The organism is Rubripirellula amarantea (genome assembly GCF_007859865.1).
GTDB classification, from domain to species: Bacteria; Planctomycetota; Planctomycetia; order Pirellulales; family Pirellulaceae; genus Rubripirellula; species Rubripirellula amarantea.
The window spans coordinates 715,568-734,226 of record NZ_SJPI01000001.1 but is presented as its reverse complement, the minus strand read 5'-3'; the positions used below and the strand labels follow the sequence as shown (position 1 = coordinate 734,226).

Here is an 18,659-nt window from a genome sequence, read left to right as displayed (position 1 = left end):
TAGGTTAGACGTTCTAATCGAATTGCCTGATAGTGGTGCATTTGCTTACTTCTATTGCTCTGGTTCTGCTTGTCCATGTCCACTCCGTCTCTTCAACGCCCCAGCCGCAAGTGGCGATTGATCCTTAGCGTGCTGGTCAGTGTTCATCTTGCGGCGGTGATTTTGCACCCGCTTAGTTTCCAAGCTCAAGGTGACCTCGGGGCGTCGCCCGTGATTACAACGCTGTTTGCACCGTTTCGCGGCTATGGGCAGCTCCTATACATCGATCGCGGTTACGCGTTCTTTGCGCCCGATCCAGGACCAAGTCACCTCATTCAAGCTGCAATCACAGCGAAGGATGGATCACGTGTCGAAAAGATGTATCCCGATCTTGACCAGCACCAACCAAGGTTGATGTACCACCGGCACTTTATGTTGTCGGAATATCTTCACGAAATCTATCAACCGCCGGGACCGCCGCGCGACTTGGTGGCAGCGGATCCTGAAGCAGCAGAATATTGGACGCTTGCTCGAACACGATACGTGAAGGTTCACCAATCCATTGTCAACCATTTGAATCACGAGCACCCGGGCCAAGAATCCGCGATCCGCAGGATCGAGCACTTGATCCCTGATTTAGGATCGTACATCGACGAGCCCATCGAACTGGATGACCCTCAGCTATACCGCGTATTGTTGGATCGACCGATCGGTGTCCGCGACACCGGTGGCAGCGTCGAAGCATTGACCGCACCCGTCAAACCGGCCGAAGCTATTCCCTCGCCCACGGGAGAACCCGTTCGATGATCTTGGCGAAGGCGAAAACGAGTTTGCACGATTGGTTGCTATCGATCGGATCGGGGTGGGATCGATTTTGGTTCACACCTCGCATGCCTCACACGCTAGCGATACTACGCATTATCGCTGGATTGATGTTGGTGTATTCGCACATCGTTCTGGCAACTGATTTGTCTTCGTTTCTAGGCGACACCGCTTGGATCAACAACGAAACGTCGCGCCAGTTGCATGACGGGACCTTCGGATTTTCCGACTGGGGGAGATCCTACCTTTGGTACATCAGTAATCCGTTGCTGTTGTGGATCCATCATGGTCTGACGATCGCCATCACGGCTAGCTTTGCCATCGGTTTCCTGACTCGGGTAACTGCTCCTATGGCCTTGTTTTTGCAACTGATGTACCTGCATCGACTGACGGGAACTCTGTTCGGTCTCGACCAGATCGTTACGTATAGCGTCATGTATTTAACGATCGCACCGAGTGGAAGTCTGTGGAGCGTTGATGCTTGGATTCGAGACAAAGCGAAAAGCAAAGCAAAGAACCCAAAGTGGTTTGCGTGGATGTTTCCCGAGTGCGAACCTACGATCGCGTCGAACATCGCAACTCGTTTGCTGCAGATTCATTTGTGCGTGATCTATTTCTTTGGCGGAATCGCGAAAGCACGTGGGACTTCGTGGTGGGACGGAACGGCGATCTGGTATTCCGTTGGAAATCTTGAGTATCAATCCGTCAACATGACGTGGTTGGCAAACTACCCACGTTTGTCATCGCTGATGGCGCACACGACGATGTTTTGGGAACTTTCGTATGCGGCAATCGTGTGGCCTCGAATCACGCGTCCCATCGCCTTAGCACTAGCCTTGGCACTGCATGGCGGGATCGCTCTGTTTTTGGGGATGATCACGTTTGGTTGCATGATGATCGCAGCCAATCTGATCTTTATCGAGCCAAGTTGGTGGCAAAAATTCGCGAAGTCCGCTGGCGATCAGAGTGACATCGCGTTGGCGGACGATGGATCAGTCGACGACGCCATCGCCGACGGTTCCAGCGATGAATCCATTGATGAATTCGAAGACTTGGGTGATTTGGAAGTCGACGCGATCGAAGACGATTTCCCATCGTTGAGCGGTTCGTCTTTATCGGGACTATCGAGTGCGAATCTGTCGTCGCTTTCCGCCGTGGGTTCGGAGAATTTGCAGCAGCGTGAAGAGGCGATCAAACGACGTGAGAAACGTATTCGCGAAGCGAGCGATAAGATCAACCATCGCGCCGGGAAGCTCAAAGCTCGCGAAGCAAAGTACCGCGATCGTGTCGAGCGTTTGAAACAGCGCGAGGCAAAGATCAAAGACGTTGTTGAACGCGCAAAGCAGAAACGAAAGAAGTAGGATCGCGAACAAATCCCGACAAGGATTGGCTTGCCGCGGAATGTTCGTGATTCATTTCGCGATTTAGCACAATCGGGAACGAATTCCCGCTTCTTTCATTTCAGCCTCCTGCTTGGCAGGAGGCTGATCGTGTTTATGGCGAAGCAAGCCGTACCTAATCCGTATCCTTCCCGCCTCGGCGAAAAGGACGCCTTTGACGTTTAGACTTCTACGAGCGATTCGCCAGTCATTTCTTCTGGTTTGGGAAGTCCCATCAGTGCCAAGACCGTTGGGGCGATGTCAGCCAGTCGACCACCGCTACGCAGCGTTTTTCCTTCTAGGCCGGGTTCCACAACAATCAACGGTACATCGAAGGTTGTATGCGCCGTATGAGGTCCGCCGGTTTCGGGATCAATCATCTGCTCGCAATTTCCATGGTCAGCGGTAACGATTAGCGAGCCACCCTTAGCCAGGGTCGCATCGACAACTTTACCGACACATGCATCCACGGTTTCCACCGCTGAAACCGCTGCGGCGAGGACTCCGGTGTGACCCACCATGTCACCGTTCGCAAAATTGACCACGATCAAGTCCGCTTCACCTTTGTCAATTTCATTAAGCACTTTGTCGGCAACTTCCTCGGCCGACATTTCCGGTTTCTGATCGTAGGTAGAAACGTCGCGAGGTGATTGAGCCATCCCTCGATCTTCTTCGTTGAATGGCTCGTCACGATAGTCGTTAAAGAAAAATGTAACGTGAGGGTACTTTTCGGTTTCGGCGCAGCGGAATTGATGAAGGCCAAGTGAGCTGACGTATTCGCCTAAGATGTGAGGCATCTTAGCTGGCTTTTCAAAGATCACATGAACGGGCAATCCGGTTTCGTAGCCTGCCATGGTGGCAAAGTACAAGTTGTCGATCTTCTTACCGCGATCAAAACCGCCACCCTCGATAGAAGCCCACGCAGCGTCGTCGTAGACGAACGCTTTGGTTAACTCACGAGGACGGTCGCCGCGATAGTTCATGAAGATGACCGCGTCACCGTCTTTGACCAGCGATCGCTCAATCGTTGTGGCTGCAACGAACTCATCACCCGTCACCGACGCGGTGGTTGGATTGTCGTAGTAGTTCTGAACGGCCTCGGCAGCCGAGTTGGCGGTTCGGTCGCTGCCTTTGGTCAACAGGTCGTAAGCTTGCTGAACTCGGTCCCAACGGAAATCTCGGTCCATCGCGAAGTACCGACCGATCACGCTGGCCACATGACCGGCACCAATCTCTTTGCACTTTTCTTCAACGCTGCGAACGAATTTCACGCCGCTGGTTGGGGAGGTATCGCGACCATCCGTGATGGCGTGAATGGCCAAACCATCGCGACCAAGGCCAGCATCCTTGGCGACCTGAATGAAAGCGTAAGCATGTTCAATGTCGCTGTGGACTCGTCCATCGGACATGAGTCCCAGCAAATGAAGTGTGCCACCGGTCGATTTGACGTGTTCAACGGCGGCGGTGATGGTGGGGTTTGTGAAAAAAGCACCGCTACGGATCGCTCGAGTGATTCGCATCACCTCTTGATCCACGATACGGCCAGCACCGATGTTTTGGTGACCAACTTCGCTGTTGCCCATCACGCCCGCCGGCAGCCCGACATCTTCGCCCGATGTTTTGACAAGCGTATTGGGGTAGTCGCTCATCAGTTTGTCGGAGACGGGAGTGTTGGCTTGGACGATCGCGTTGGTGGCGTCGGCGTCGCGGTTGGGGTTTTCACCCCAGCCATCTCGGATGATTAAAACAACAGGTTTTCGGCGAACTTGCACGGGTAGAGTCTCGACAGGAAGGGCGGTGGTATAGATAAACAGCGAGATTATGAACCGGTGGGCCAGTTTGCTCGCCAGTTGTATCCCTAATTTAGCTTGTCAGAGGCGTGTCTCGAAGGCGGGAACATTGTTGCAATTTGAACTGTCCCAGCGATTGCGAGAAGCGGTTTTGCCGGAAGAGGACTGCGCCGCAGCGATGGCGACGGTCCAGCAGGAACCATTTTTCAAGCTGCCTCAGTATCACGCCGATCAATACGGTAGCGTACGCGAGGCGTCTTCGATTGGACGAATCTTTACTCTCGCCAATGCCTGGCACGATCAAATCGACGCCGCAGTCGTGATCGGCAGGCATGAAACCTTAGAAGGAATGCGAGCGGTCATCGAAGCACGCTGCGATCCTTTTCACAATGAGTTGGATCGAGCAGGACGCGGCAGTAAGCCACGAATGTATTTTGCGACGACCACGTCGGACAACGACTCGTTAGCAGCCATCACGGATCGAATCACCAAACCCACCGCTGCATGGGGACCCCAGCGGTTCGCGGTGGTGGCGGTGATCGAGGGAGCGGAATCACAAGAAGTCATTGCCATGCTGAAGTGGTTCACCGAACGCTTGGCACACTTAGAAAAATCTACGTCGGAAACGATCCAACCGTTTGTTGCAATCATCAAGTCCGAATTGGTGACATTGCCTGCGAGCGTAACAACGATGGCGGACCATCACTTCGACATCCCAGCGGGAATCGAGGGCTTGTATGCGACATTCACGCCTGCCGGGTTGCTACCGATGGCCATGTTAGGGCTCAATTGCATCAAGCTTCTTGAAGGTGGTTTGGACATGGCTAAGCAATTGGCATCGAAATTGGGTGAGGACAACTTGGCTTGCCGAATGAGGTCGGTTCAACGATGGGCGCGGCAAAACGATCGAACACCCATAACGCTTTCGCACCAAGACTCGTTAGCTCGTTTGGCGACTTGGTGCGACTCGTTGTGGTGGTCGCGTCGCGGAAGCATCGCACCGACGTTAGTGGTTCCTCGTGATGCCCGACAAGCTGCTACGTTGGTCCGAGCAGATGGATTCGTTCAACGAGTGAAGGCGAATGCGGATCGTCAGGATTCAGTTTGTTTACCGATGGAACCGAGTTCAAATTCCAGCGGCAGTGTGCATGAGCGCAAAGTGGGGCAGTTGCGGAGCCTCGATTCGACACTTCAGGCAGCTTCCCGCTATTCAACGGATCTGACATTGCCGTCGATAGACATGTTTCCGATGGGACAATGGATGCAGTTGGCGATGACCGCCTCGGCGATGGATTTTGGGGATTCTGAAACTGGTGGGTAAGCAATTGCCGTTGGTTCGAGCTTCTTGGGGCAATGGACTGGCACCCTACTTTTGAAGCCGACCAGCAATTAGAATCCTCTCTTCGAATTTAGCCCTCCCATCTCGGATTTTGCCTTGTCCGCCGTCGATCAGCTCTTCGTTAAACTTCGTGCTGAAAATCGCAAAGCACTGATGCCGTTCTTGACCGCCGGTGATCCCGATATCGCGACCACCGAAGCGATCATTCGCGAAATTGGTGCTGCGGGCGCGGATATGTGTGAGGTAGGGGTGCCCTACAGCGACCCGATCGCCGATGGCCCGGTCATCCAAGCGTCCTACCAACGAGCACTTGATCGCAAGTTCAAACTTGGCGAAGTGTTCGATATGGGGACGCGATTGAAGGGGCAAGTGGAAATTCCGCTCGTCACGATGGTTAGCTACGCGATCATTTATCGTGTTGGTATCGCCAAGTACGTGGAACTTGCCAAAGCGGCTGGCTACGCGGGAGCTATTGTTCCCGACTTGTTGGTGGAAGAGGCTGAGCCGATGTCCAAGATCTGTCGCGAGGCGGATTTCAGTTTGATCCAATTGGTGACCCCCACCACGACGCGGGAACGGCAAGTTCGCATCGCAGAATTGTCGTCCGGTTTCTTGTACTACGTTTCGGTGACGGGAATCACGGGCGAACGAACGAAGCTGCCACCCGACTTGGTCGACAATGTGGGGTGGTTGCGAGAGCAAACCAATCTTCCGATTTGTATCGGATTTGGAATCAGCAGTCCCGAGACCGCAGCTCAGCTTGCTCCCGTTTCGGATGGATTGATTGTGGGCTCTGCGATTGTGCGTCGGATTGCGGCGGCAACCGATTCAGCGGGTGCCACGAAGGCGGCGGTGGATTTTGTTCGCGAATTGCGAGCAGCGATCAGCTAAAGGGTGCCGTGGATTGGTGAAACAGGTAGGCCTGATTGGCATAATCGGTACGAGCGGACTTCTTACCTAGACCTCAAGGTCATTCTGGTCGGGAAACTTCCCGGATTCGCTCAAGTCACCGTAACCAGCGTGCTAGGTTTTTGTGCAACCCTTCCACACTAGAGTTTGCGATCTGGAATCCGGGGGGATTTCCAAGGTCGCATTCGCGCTCTCCCGCCAAGGAACATTGCTGTTATGGCAACTAAAAACGCTAAGTCGAACGACGTAATCACCGAAGACATCGTCACTCTAGATCGTCGCGAAGGCTCGCAAAAGAACGATCGTCGAAGCGGTAACCCAGATGCACTGGACACTGGCGTGATGAAGAATCCTCGTCGCAAGACCCAGCGTCGTCGTCACATCGACCCGACTACTTGCGAACGCGATTACAACGATGCTGAAATCGAATTCATGCGAGCGATGGACGACTACAAGCAAAGCTCCGGTCGCATGTTCCCAACGTGCAGCGAAGTCTTGGAAGTCATTCGCAACCTCGGCTACTACCAACTTTCCGAAGACCAAGCTGACCAACTTGGACTCGTTGGTGAGAGCGATCAAATGGACGCTGAAACCGAGCAGAACGAATTCGAAGCAGAATTCGCCTAAGAGCCTATAGATCAGCTCACCCGCGTTATGCGTGAGCGGCACATGACACGGCTAGGCTTGTCTGGTCGATGTTATGTCGCCGATCGTGACTCGCCGCACTCTATCCAGAACCGTTACGCTCGCGACTGGAAAGTGATCGCACGCAACGGGCAAGACAAAACTGACAAAAACATCGACAGCCCGACCGCATGAACGTTTCGACGATCATGCACCGGGCTGTTGTCGGTTTTTGGGGTAAGATCAGAGCATTCTTGTTCCCCGTTTGTTCCCGCAACCGTAGCAAAAACCTTGAAGCGAAAAATCTTACGCTTGGCGGGGTACATGTGGGCTTCGCCGTACACGATTTCAGGCATTGCAATCGGCTTGCTGCTTGCCGGCCGGTTCCGCCGCGTTGACAGTGTGATCGAAATCCATGGCCCCGCAATCTCCTATTTTCTCAAGCGGTTGTTGTTGCCCGCCGCCGCAATGACGTGGGGGCATGTCGTGTTCGGGCAGGACGAGATGATGTTGAACGCGACTCGACGACACGAACGAGTTCACGTTCGCCAGTACGAGCGTTGGGGGCCCCTGTTCGTCCCGGCATACCTGCTTTGTTCGTTATGGCTCTACGTGCGTCGTCGAGATGGTTATCGAGAAAATCCGTTCGAGGTAGAGGCGTATGCGATCGATGATCCGAGTTCTCATCATCCGAACGGTTCAGAACGCATCGACGGCAAGTGGCTTTGACGTCAACGGCAAGCTAAACTCAATCGCATGAGCGAGCCTAAATCTGAACTGCCCTCTTCCGAGTCAATCGACGTCAGCGATCCCGCTGTCATTGCCAGGTACGAACCGTACATACGGATGTTGGCAAGGACACAAATGCGACGAGCGTATCAAGCCAAGGTCGGGGCCAGTGACATGGTTCAGCAGGTGATGTTGCAGGCCGTGCAAGGAATCGACGGTTTTCGAGGAACGACCGAAGCCGAGTTTCGAGGCTGGCTTCGCCAAATCCTTTCGCATCATCTTTGTCATCTCGATCGCGACATGCACCGCGGCAAACGTGATGTGCGGCGCGAACAGTCAATGGAGCAAAAGCTAACGCAGTCGTCGATGCGACTCGAAGGCCTGCTCGCCGGTGACGAGGCTACGCCGAGTCAGCATGCCATGGTCGGCGAGCACGTTGTGCAACTTGCCGACGCGGTCGAGCGGTTGCCCGACGCCCAGCGCGACGCCATTCGATTGCATTACCTCGAAGGCATGAAGCTTAGCGACGTGGCTCAGCAATTGGACAAAACCACGGGAGCCATCGCTGGACTGCTCCACCGCGGCATGAAAACGCTTCGAGACCAGATGGAAGTGAAATAGGCTGTCAATCTTGGGTAACGAGATCCAGGCGGTAGGTTTCAGGAGACGGGTTTGAGGAGTAAAACTTGTGCTCTCCTACCCTTCACCGACACCTGTCATCCGAGATCTGCATTGATGATCCGCACCCGTTTTGCTCCTTCGCCCACTGGATATCTGCATATCGGTGGTGTCCGCACTGCTTTGTTTAACTGGCTGCTTGCGCGTCAATCGGGCGGTCAGTTTCTACTGCGAATCGATGACACCGATGCTCAGCGGAACGTGCAAGAAGCGTTGCAACCGATTCTCGATGGATTTCGATGGCTGGGTATGGACTGGGACGAAGGTCCCGAAGTTGGCGGTCCCCACGAACCTTACTTTCAATCGCAACGGGCAGAGGGTCATAAGGCAGCCGCGGCAAAGCTGTTGGCATCGGGACACGCGTATCGCGACTACGCAACTGCCGATGACTTGAAAGAACTTCGAGAGGCCGCCGAAAAGCAAGGTGAGCGATTCTTCTATGATCGACGGTTCATGGCGGAGGATGACGAGGCTGCTGCTAAGTATGAGTCCGAAGGACGCGTCGCGACGATACGACTGAAAATGCCACGCGAAGGTCAATGCGTGATTAACGATATTATCCGCGGTGAAGTTCGAGTGGATTGGGCGACCGAACAGGATCACGTGATTCAGCGTGCCGACGGGTCATGCATTTATCACCTCGCCAGCGTGATCGACGATCATGATTTAGAAATCACTCACGTTGTTCGTGCCGAGGAACATTTACCCAATACGGCGCGGCAAGTATTTATTCTCGATGCGCTTGGTTACCAACGTCCGCAGTTTGCTCACTTGCCTTATGTGGCGGAGCCCGGCGGAACGGCGAAGCTAAGCAAACGTAAGTTGGCTCAGTATGAAAAGAACAAGGATTTTGCTGATCTGTTGCGGCACGGGCGGCGGATCGCCGAGCGTTGCGGAATCGAAGCCGCCGCAGATACGTTTAATCCCGTGATCATCGACTTTTACCGTGAGATCGGATTTGATGCGGAAGCGATCCTGAATTACCTCGTTCTGCTGGGTTGGTCGCTCGACGGGGAAACGGAGAAGTTCACTGTCGAAGAGATGATCAAGCACTTCTCGCTTGAGCGAGTCAATAAATCGCCAGCATCATTTGATCCGCGAAAGTTGCTGGCGTTCCAAGGCGACACCTTTGCTGCGTTGCCCGCGGAAACCCGTCTGGAACGAGTCTTGCCCTTTGCCGAAAAAGCTGGCTTTTTGACCACCGATGGGGCTCGCGAGAAAATCGCTGCGATCGTTGAGGGAGCTGGCGATCGAATGAAGATGGCGGGCGACATCTTGGACTTCGAATACTTCTTCTCTGACGAAATCACCTTTGACGAAAAAGCTTTTCAAAAGCGAATCAACAAGCCTGAAAACGCGCGAGATCTGTTGAAGGCCCTCGCTGATTCACTGCAAACTCACTCGGGTGATTTCAGTGTCCAGGAAGCGCAGCAAGCGGTCGATGATTTTTGTGTAGCTCAAAAAATTGAGCTCAAAGACATCATTCATGCTTTGCGGGTCGCCGTCACGGGGACCCCGGCTGGATTTGGGATGTTTGAAACGCTCGCCATTCTCGGTAAAGAGAAAGTGGTCGTGCGAATTCGCACGGCTCTCGCACACGCGGTTTCTTCATAGCCGAGACAGCTTAGAATGAAGATGTCGTTCCACTCGATCACCCGTCCTATCTCTTTAGCCATCATGAAAAATTCACGCATCTGTATGCTCGCTCTCTTATTGGTCGCCACGACGATCGGCTGCAACGTGCAGACCGAACCGATGGCTGCCTTTGAGCCGAATCTTGTCCACGCGATGAAGTACCAGATTCAGGAAGAAATTCCGATGGCCGAAGCCGCGCGAGACACGCACTGGCTTGCAGGGCAGATGTTTGGAACGCCTGATGATCCGAAGTTGCCCGAAGTGATCACCGAAGATGAAGAACTCGCTTCGATCGTTGCCATGGATAACTTGGTCAAAGCATCCGGGCCGGCAGATGCCGAAGGTCGTGGTCTGTATCGTAAGCACTGCGTTGTATGCCACGGAATCACTGGAAACGGCCGAGGTCCCACCGCTGCGGTCCAAGTCCCTTACCCTCGCGACTACCGAATGGGCGTTTTCAAGTTCAAGTCAACACCTCGCGGGAGCAAGCCCGCTAAAGACGACTTTGCCAAGCTGATTAAACATGGTATTGGTGGGACCGCGATGGTGAAGATCCCTGAACTAACGGATTCCGATATCGACGCTCTCGTTGATTACGTGATTTACTTGTCGTGGCGAGGCGAGTTGGAACGTCAGGCCATCGATATCGCGATCTTTGATGGGCTCTTGGGTGAAGAGGGCGATCGCATCATTAATTCAGATCTTGGTAATCGACTGAAATCCAATCCGTCTCTTAGAAGCGAGCTTGAAGCACTAAGCGAGAAGGACGAGGACGCACTTACGGAATTGGATGCTCAGCGATTGGACGCTTTCGAGGCGTACGAAGAAGCTTGGGAATACGCGGAAGACTACGCCGTGGAAATTGGCGAGTCGTGGCTCGAAGCTCAAGATGAAGTGATCGAAGTTCCTGAACCACCCGCCGATGTCCCGGTTGCGGAAGACTACGCCGATGTCTTGAAGCTGAAATCTGGCGAGCAAGCTGAAGCGTTCCTGGCATCGGTCAAGCGAGGACAAGAGCTTTTCCGTGGCAAGGTAGCATCCTGCAGCAAGTGTCACGGCGAAACAGGGATGGGCGACGGGCAAACGAATGATTACGACGATTGGACCAAGGACTGGACGACTCGGATTGGACTCAAGCCTGAAGACCGTGAATCGCTGATACCGTTGCTCGCTCGAGGGGCATTCGAACCTCGCAATGCACTGCCCCGAAATTTTGCGGAAGGTGTGTTCCGAGGTGGGGCATCGTCGGAAGATTTGTACCTGCGGATCACGCAGGGGATCGAGGGATCACCGATGCCTGCTGCGACCTTCGTTGAAGGCCAGTTCGAAGAGGATGATGTGTGGCACTTGATTAACTACATCCGTAGCTTGCAGACAGTCGTCCCGGAACCAGAGGCAACGTAACTTCCCTCAGGGAATTTCCACGGGGTTTTGGCGGGAGCAGTGTCGTCTCTGCGGTCGGGCCGACTTCTAGTCCGACGTGTTTCTCGATAGAGTGGACGCTTTCAAGTTCACAACCCCGCTAGGAAGTTCGTTTTGGCGACAAGGCGAACGATGTTCATGAGCGAAAAGTCAGCTTCCGGTGGCTCCGACGCCCCCTCATCTAAGCACTTCATTCAACAAGCGATCGACAGCGATTTGGCTTCGGGTCGGTTCGAAGGGGTATTCACGCGATTTCCCCCCGAACCGAACGGGTACCTGCACATTGGACATGCCAAAAGCATTTGCTTGAACTTCGGTTTGGCTAAGGAGTACGATGGAACGTGCAACCTTCGCTTCGATGATACCAATCCTACCAAGGAAGAAGTCGAGTACGTTGACTCCATCAAAGAAGACGTTGAATGGTTGGGTTTCAAATGGGATTCCCTGCATTTTGCAAGTGACTACTTTGATCAGTTGTATCAATGGGCTGAAAAGCTTATCGAGCAGGGCGATGCGTACGTTTGTGATTTGAACGCGGAGGAGACTCGCGAGTACCGAGGGACTCTTACCGAACCGGGCCGCAACAGTCCGCATCGTGACCGCACGCCCCAAGAGAACCTTGAGCTGTTTCGCGCGATGCGCGATGGGAAGTTTGCCGACGGCGCTAAGAGTCTGCGAGCAAAGATCGACATGGCGTCGCCCAATATCAATCTTCGCGATCCGGTGATGTATCGAATCTTGCGGGCGACCCATCATCGCACTGGCGATAAGTGGTGCATCTACCCCACCTACGATTGGACTCACGGACAAAGCGACTCACTGGAGGGCATTACGTTTTCGATCTGCACGCTAGAGTTCGAAAATCACCGGCCGCTTTACGATTGGTACTGTGAAAAGCTCGGCATTCATCATCCTCGGCAAATTGAGTTTGCGAAGCTAAAGCTAAGCACGTTGCTGATCGGCAAGCGACACATGTTGCGTCTGGTCAAGGAAGGATTCGTTAGCGGGTGGGATGATCCTCGGATGCCCACACTTTCAGGCTACCGACGACGAGGCTACACGCCGGAATCGATCCGCAATTTCTGCACTGAGGTTGGTGTCGCAAAATTCAACAGCACCATCGATATCGTTCGCCTTGAAAACTCGGTTCGAGAACACCTTAACCGAGTGGCACCGCGACGAATGGCGGTTCTTGATCCCGTGAAATTGACGATCACGAATTGGCCAAAAGGAAAAGTCGAGTACTCCGAGGCGATCAATAATCCAGAAGATCCAGAAAGTGGTAGTCGTCAAATTCCATTCTCTGGCGAGCTGTTGATTGAGCGAGACGATTTTCGTGAAGAAGCACCTCGGAAGTTCTTCCGACTAAAGAAAGGTGGGTCGGTGCGATTGCGTGCGGGCTACATCATTGACTGCGTGGACGTTGTTAAAGATGACGCGGGTGAAATCACCGAAATCCTATGTACCTATGACCCCGAAACCAAGAGTGGCGAAGACAACTCGGGACGGAAGGTTAAGGGGACTATCCACTGGGTAAGCCAAGAGCATGCTAAGCAAGTTGAAGTGAGGCTTTATGATCGCTTATTTACTGCTGAAGATCCCAGTAAAGTCGAAGAAGGACATACCTTTGTCGAACACTTGAACCCCAATTCATTGACTACCGTGACCGCATTCGTTGAACCTGAATTAGCAAAAGCTGATGTCGGTGAACGAGTCCAGTTTGAACGATTGGGCTACTTTGTCGTCGATCAAGACAGCACGGGCGAGAAACGTGTTTTCAATCGAATTGTTTCGCTTCGCGACACCTGGGGTAAAATGGAAGCCAAAGGTAAAGCGGACTGAGCTGCCTGAACAGAGCTGGTCTGGGCGAAGCTGAACTGGGTGAAGCTGAACTGGGCTAAAGTGAGTTCATACTAACGCGAGGCATTCACTTCTATCAAAGTTCGTGTATGCATTGAACCTAGTTGTCGCGAGAGGAATTGATATCGTCTTGGGGCCAGGCTTCCAGCTCATTTTCAATCAGTAGGTAACGTTGGTTAGGAACAAGATCGTTCCAGCTTTGCTTGCTGCCATCGGGCCAAGTCAATTCCACGTTGACGTTTGATTGGGAGTCGCCAAGTCCAAAATGCACGATCGTCTCATTGCGACCTTCAAAGCCATCGCCGGTAGCGGTTGTTTGGGTCCAGCGAGAATCGCCTGCGGTAACGCTGACATGCGTTCCAATTGCGATTCGTGAAACGGAAGTGCCAACGATTTCAAATTGGATCCAACCGTTTGGCGATAGGGTTTGGTTTTCTAACAGCGCCACGGGATCGTTGAGGTCGCTTACGGCAAAGTCCATCTTTCCGTCGCTGTTGTGGTCCAATCGAATCAAGCAACGACCCAGGTGGTTCTTGTCCCAAAAGGGGCCTTTGGGGTCGGCTAACTCAAACTTACTACCATTGCTAACTAACAATTGTGTTGGCATGAATTGAGGCTGATTTAAGTGAGCCATGTCATCGATATGCCCGTTGGTGATGACGAGATCTACGAACGAATCGTTATCAAAGTCTATCGGTTGAGTTCCAAAGCCAAGAGCACCTTCACTAGGTTCATCGAGTCCATAGTGCGGAGCGGAATCGCGAAAAACGCCGGGAGTGGTTTGGCGAAAGAAGTTCACCCATTCATCGATCCAGTTTGTGACGATCAAATCGCCAAGGCCATTGGCATCGAAGTCGGCGAATGCGACACCCATGCAGGCGTTGATGCCACCTCTTGAACTGAACGCTAACCCCGACACCACCGCTTGTTCGTGAAATTCAGATTCACCGGCTGCGTTCACGCTTTCCGTTTTGACCCAATAGTGATTCGGACGCAAATCGTTGGCGACGAAAATCTCCAATCCTGGCTGCGAGTTGAAGTCCGTTACGATCAGGCCCAGGCTGGGATTGGCTGAGTCACCAAGTTCGGCGGAGTTCTGGCCAGTATCGGACCCTGAGTTCGGGCGTATCAAAGGCTTCTCAACAAAATGCCCAACCTCATCCGAGATCCAGGTTCGGTCGAGAGCGGCTCGGAACATGAGCGGCCCAGCAGTGCGCAGCGGTATTCCTTGGTCATTTGCGGTAATTTCTTCATAGATCTCTTCATCATCGACGTAATTGATTTCAACAATGTCGTTGAGCTGGTCACCGGTGATGTCGGCAATCGCTAGACCCATCGTAAAGTCATTGTCCCTTGTGAAGACTTCAAATGACGCGTCACGAAAGGTGCCATCACCCTGGTTGATATACAAACGGTTTTGTCCGAGGTTTCCAATCGCGAGATCGGGGAAACCGTCTTGGTTAATATCGCCAGCCGTGATCCCCAGTGTGAACCCGAGTTCATTCACACCTGCGATCTCTGCTACGTTCACGTAACGAATGTCAGTTCCCGACCGGAGTTGCCGGAAAAGTTGATCGGCAAACTTGCCGTTCAGCTCTGGCGGGCTGCCGGCACCTTGTCCGCAGTGCAGATCGATCGCGCCATCAAGGTCGTAATCCAGTGCGGCGATTCCGCCACCGAATTGCTGATGCATTTTCAGAAGTCGAATTCGCTTATCGCCATCGTCGTTAAGATACTGATGCACGAGCCCTCGTTCTTTTGCAACGTCCGCGAACACGACTTCAAGGCGTTTGCCCTGGGGTGATCGCAAAGTGACTTCGGTTTTCGACTGCTCGAGCAAACTCTTTAGGGTCAACGACGGGTCTTCGATTTCTTTCTGTGGGATCTGATAGCCGGCTAGCCATCCCGATAGTGGGCTCACCGTTTCAGATGCTACTTTTGCATCCTTGATCTTCGTTCGTATCTCCGACGCAAATGGCAGTTCTTCCGGGTGTCGCTGAATCAAGTGAGACAACCAGGCGATTGCTTGGGTAGACTCATTTAAATCGACCAAGTCTTTGATCAAATCCTTCGATGCGTCGATATCACTGGGGGAGTTCTCGCCAATTCCGCGACTGGTCTTGAACGCTTCTCGTACTCGAAAGCGACGGTCATCTATCTTGTTCGCAGCTTCGGTTTGACCCTGGGCGACAAGTGATGCGATCAAGCGTTCATGTGCGATCTCGCAAGTGGGATCCATCTGGATCGCTTTCTCGTAACATCGCAATGCATCTTCGGACTGGTTTTGATCTTGAAACCAATCGCCATATGCAAGCCAGTAGGACGGATGCCATCGATCCGAAGGGGCAACACGGGTAAGCAGTGTCGCGGCTTCATTCCATTTTTGTATTTCGGCGTAGGCAGAAGCGAGCAATGAAAGGGTGGTTGGGTCGTTCGCGTATCGATTGCTCTTGTCGGACTTGATTGCTGCCAAGAGCGTCTTGATGGTGTCACGCGGGCTTCCTTGCACCATGTATCCGATGGCGAGACTTATTGGCCCTCGGCGTGGCGACGATGGTTCCCAAACCATTGGCGGCAGCGTTGACATGAACTCAGTCGAATTGTTTAGCAAGCCGCGCAATTCCTGCTCGGTGGCTTCTCGGCTTTCGACGACGGGAACGAGAATTCGTTTCGCCTCGATGCGCCACCCTGCGTGATTTAGAAAATCAGCGTAACGATGCCGAACAAACATCTCGTTAGAACCGGCTCGGTCCATGAGTCGTTCGTAAAGTGCTTTTGCATCAAAGTGGCGACCCAGCGAGGCCAACCAATCCGCCGATTGGCCAGCGGCCTGAAGGCCGAAATTGGGTTCATCGATAGGGATTTCGCGAAGGGTGGCGAGTGCCTGATCAATATCATCGGATTGAGCCTGGATCTGCGCCATTAAGAACAAGGCGTTTGCATCGCTGGGCTGTTTGAGGAGGGCGGAAGTCGCGTGTCGGCGAGCCTCTTTTAAATTGCCTGAAATCAACGCCTCCTCAGCACGCGCGATTTCTGTTGACTTCGCTTGGCTGCTTCCTGCGGGAGCGTTCAACGACCCTTGGTTTTGTTGCCTAGGCCGTTGGTTGTCATCAGCCAGCGCTGTTGACGATGAGGTATTTTCGATACCGGCTTGATTCGATGAAGAGAGATCTGGCGACTTTGACTGAGGCAAAGGCGGTTCCGAGCGAGAACCACATCCAGCGACAACCGATAGAACGATCAATAGCTTAATCAGATCTCGTTGCAGGCGAACCGGTCCAACACGTCCTTCGTTGCTTGTCACGTCATCATGCTTTCATGTGAATCGATCAATCGCTCGCCAACACTTCTGCTGCGTACTCATCGAGTTGTTTCGCCTTGTCAGCATGAAACGTTGCCAACTGCAGGTTGCCGAGCGAGGTGTAAATGGCTTGCAGCGCTTGATGGGCCGAGGTCATCAGCGGTTCAAGCTCGATGGATCGTTCAAGCGATGCGATGGCTCGATCGCTGTTCTTATTGTTCTGTTCGCTTAGGCCCAAATAGTAGTGGTCGTTCGCATTGCGAGTTTGAGAGACCAATTCGCGATAATATTTAAGCGCCGCTACGTTGTCCTGCCGAGCGAGTGCAATGCGACCGAGTATTCGGAGAGCGTCTAAGCGTTCCTCCGCCGGACGTGGCTGGTACTGCAATGATTTTTCGGCCAACGATTTTGAGATTTCCGAGTAGCCTGACTCAAAGGCATCTTCGGCAAGCGCAGTTGTAATCGTCGCGTCTTCTACCCCAGCTTGGTAGAGTTGGAAAAGTTCATACATTGCGATGTCGCGTGGCTTGGGAGCGTCCGGTGTGCCATGTGTCGCGTCAAGTTGTTGATACATTGCGATGGCGAGACGACGCTTTCGTTCTTGCTCCGGAAGATCAGGGTCGTCGACAACGGGGATCAGGACGTCACTCGTTCTTGGAACATGATCGACGCTCTCGGTATGGATGCCGATGCGGTGATGATGAAACGCAACGTGAGTGACATTTGTCTTGGCGGCTGGCATGTGGCATTTGGAACAATCATCGTTGTTCTTGGCGATCCGTTCGTCGTGATCAATGCCACACGCATCAAGGGCGTGGCAATCTAGACACGCTTGTCGGTAAATGTCGACGCTGTTTTCCGGCGTCGGCGGATGGTGAGGGTCGTGACACGTGATGCACGTCAACGTGCTCGTTTCTTGGTAACACTTGCTGGCATGCATTTGTTCCACATGCCCAACGATGTTCATGGTGTCACCGTCGAGTTCGTATTGGTAATCCGTACGGTACTTGGTGATCTTCTCGCCTGGCCGAAATTCCCAAGGGGAATGGACGCTCGATTCCACCGTGGTGACACCTGCGAGGTGACACTGATGGCAAATTGCTTCGCTCAACTCCCGCGTCAATTCTTTAGGGTTGACGATGTTGTCGGTTTTCGAAGCCGGACTACTGCTTTCGTATCTTGCGATATGTGATTCGCCTGGCCCGTGACAGCGTTCACAACTAACCGTTTGTTCGACAATTTCAAACCGAGATGGATTGCCCTCAAGCCGATCGATTTGTCCAACATGGCAATAGACGCATGCTTGTTTTACTAAGCGTTGAAAAGAGAGGTGCCCCAACCGGTCGTAACCCGGCGACATTCCCCAGCCAAGATGTTCACCGCGGTACCACGTGATTGGCGATTCCACCAGGAAGTCTTTGTCCTCGCAGACATAAGTCTTTGCGTGTAAACCAGACCCAAAGGAGTAAGTGATCGGCAACTCGGTACGAGCCACGGTGACCCCCGCATCATTGACCAAGCTTTCCGCGTGCAATAACACGTCACCCCGATGAATCACTTCGTAATCACGGTCCGACGCTTCATGGTGAAAGCTGGCAGCGGGCGGTTCCTGCTTTGCGTCGGTTATGGCGACGGTCTTGCTGTGACTAGTTTGCAGGTAGCTGGCGTATTGTTCTTGATGGCAAGCCACACACTTTTGAGTGCCAACGTAACCCTGATGAGACGAAAGCATTTTCGTTGATGTTTCGCTCTCTGGTTCGTCAGTGGCGGGAGCGACAATGCTGAAGCGAAAGTCCTGCGACTTGTTTTCTGAACCCTCTTGGCTCCAACCAGTGGTAGTTGTCAGGGCAAACGCGACCCCAATGCTCATTACTTGCGTGAACAAAACCGAAGAGTTCAGAGCCCATCGGGTCATACGATACCTCGCCACTGGTTCTTGATTGATGCTTTGGTGCCTCATGCTCTAGTGCCTCAAGCTTTGTTGCACGTCCGCTAGTGAAAGATGGGTCATCTTCAATTCATGTTACGCACATTCCCTTTCGCCCGTTCAATGATAGACCCTGCTGGAGAGCGAAAGTGGAATTTCTGGCCGGCGTGTTGCAAGTGGCGAAAACGCTGGCATGATCGACCGCACACTTGCCAACGCCACCGCTGGCAATCTTACCGAATGACAATCGGCCAATGAAAATCGC

The 18,659-nt window shown here is 53.1% G+C and carries 13 protein-coding genes; 10 read left to right on the top strand and 3 right to left on the bottom strand.

Going from position 1 to position 18,659, the window contains the following annotated elements:
• The first annotated feature begins 75 nt into the window (after positions 1-75).
• Positions 76-786, top strand: a complete 711-nt coding sequence (locus Pla22_RS02715) for a hypothetical protein (protein ID WP_146513233.1) — start codon at positions 76-78, stop codon at positions 784-786.
• On the top strand, positions 783-2,162 hold the full coding sequence (locus Pla22_RS02710; RefSeq protein WP_146513232.1) for an HTTM domain-containing protein: 1,380 nt from the start codon (positions 783-785) through the stop codon (positions 2,160-2,162). Before Pla22_RS02715 ends, Pla22_RS02710 begins: the two co-directional genes overlap by 4 nt.
• Positions 2,163-2,362: 200 nt before the next feature.
• Here Pla22_RS02710 and gpmI read toward each other — a convergent pair whose 3' ends face one another.
• Positions 2,363-3,952 (bottom strand): 2,3-bisphosphoglycerate-independent phosphoglycerate mutase, encoded by a 1,590-nt coding sequence (gpmI, locus tag Pla22_RS02705; RefSeq protein WP_146513231.1) that lies wholly within the window; start codon positions 3,950-3,952, stop codon positions 2,363-2,365.
• Between the two features lie 130 nt (positions 3,953-4,082).
• On the opposite strand from gpmI, the gene Pla22_RS02700 reads away from it, so the two are divergent.
• From Pla22_RS02700 to Pla22_RS02665, 8 genes are all read left to right on the top strand, one after another.
• The gene (locus Pla22_RS02700; RefSeq protein ID WP_146513230.1) at positions 4,083-5,291 is read left to right on the top strand and encodes a hypothetical protein; all 1,209 of its coding nucleotides are present in this window, start codon (positions 4,083-4,085) and stop codon (positions 5,289-5,291) included.
• Between the two features lie 114 nt (positions 5,292-5,405).
• Complete coding sequence (gene trpA / locus Pla22_RS02695; RefSeq protein WP_146513229.1) at positions 5,406-6,200, top strand: tryptophan synthase subunit alpha; 795 nt, start codon at positions 5,406-5,408, stop codon at positions 6,198-6,200.
• A gap of 234 nt (positions 6,201-6,434) precedes the next feature.
• A complete protein-coding gene (locus Pla22_RS02690) occupies positions 6,435-6,845 on the top strand; it encodes a hypothetical protein (RefSeq protein ID WP_146513228.1) in 411 nt (136 codons plus the stop codon).
• 288 nt (positions 6,846-7,133) lie between these two features.
• Positions 7,134-7,571, top strand: a complete 438-nt coding sequence (locus Pla22_RS02685; protein ID WP_315854128.1) for a hypothetical protein — start codon at positions 7,134-7,136, stop codon at positions 7,569-7,571.
• 27 nt (positions 7,572-7,598) lie between these two features.
• A complete protein-coding gene (locus Pla22_RS02680) occupies positions 7,599-8,192 on the top strand; it encodes a sigma-70 family RNA polymerase sigma factor (protein ID WP_146513227.1) in 594 nt (197 codons plus the stop codon).
• A gap of 114 nt (positions 8,193-8,306) precedes the next feature.
• Positions 8,307-9,863, top strand: a complete 1,557-nt coding sequence (gltX, locus tag Pla22_RS02675; protein WP_146513226.1) for a glutamate--tRNA ligase — start codon at positions 8,307-8,309, stop codon at positions 9,861-9,863.
• 63 nt (positions 9,864-9,926) lie between these two features.
• Entirely contained in the window at positions 9,927-11,288 is a 1,362-nt protein-coding gene (locus Pla22_RS02670; RefSeq protein ID WP_146513225.1) for a cytochrome c, read from the top strand.
• Positions 11,289-11,444: 156 nt separating this feature from the next.
• Complete coding sequence (locus Pla22_RS02665; protein ID WP_242631756.1) at positions 11,445-13,148, top strand: glutamine--tRNA ligase/YqeY domain fusion protein; 1,704 nt, start codon at positions 11,445-11,447, stop codon at positions 13,146-13,148.
• Between the two features lie 118 nt (positions 13,149-13,266).
• Here Pla22_RS02665 and Pla22_RS02660 read toward each other — a convergent pair whose 3' ends face one another.
• Together Pla22_RS02660 and Pla22_RS02655 are read right to left on the bottom strand one after the other, a co-directional pair.
• Positions 13,267-16,470 carry an FG-GAP-like repeat-containing protein gene (locus Pla22_RS02660; protein ID WP_146513223.1) on the bottom strand — a complete coding sequence of 1,068 codons (3,204 nt, stop codon included), beginning with the start codon at positions 16,468-16,470 and terminating at the stop codon, positions 13,267-13,269.
• A 25-nt stretch (positions 16,471-16,495) separates the two neighbouring features.
• The gene (locus tag Pla22_RS02655) at positions 16,496-18,382 is read right to left on the bottom strand and encodes a multiheme c-type cytochrome (protein WP_165440493.1); all 1,887 of its coding nucleotides are present in this window, start codon (positions 18,380-18,382) and stop codon (positions 16,496-16,498) included.
• Between the last annotated feature and the right edge of the window lie 277 nt (positions 18,383-18,659).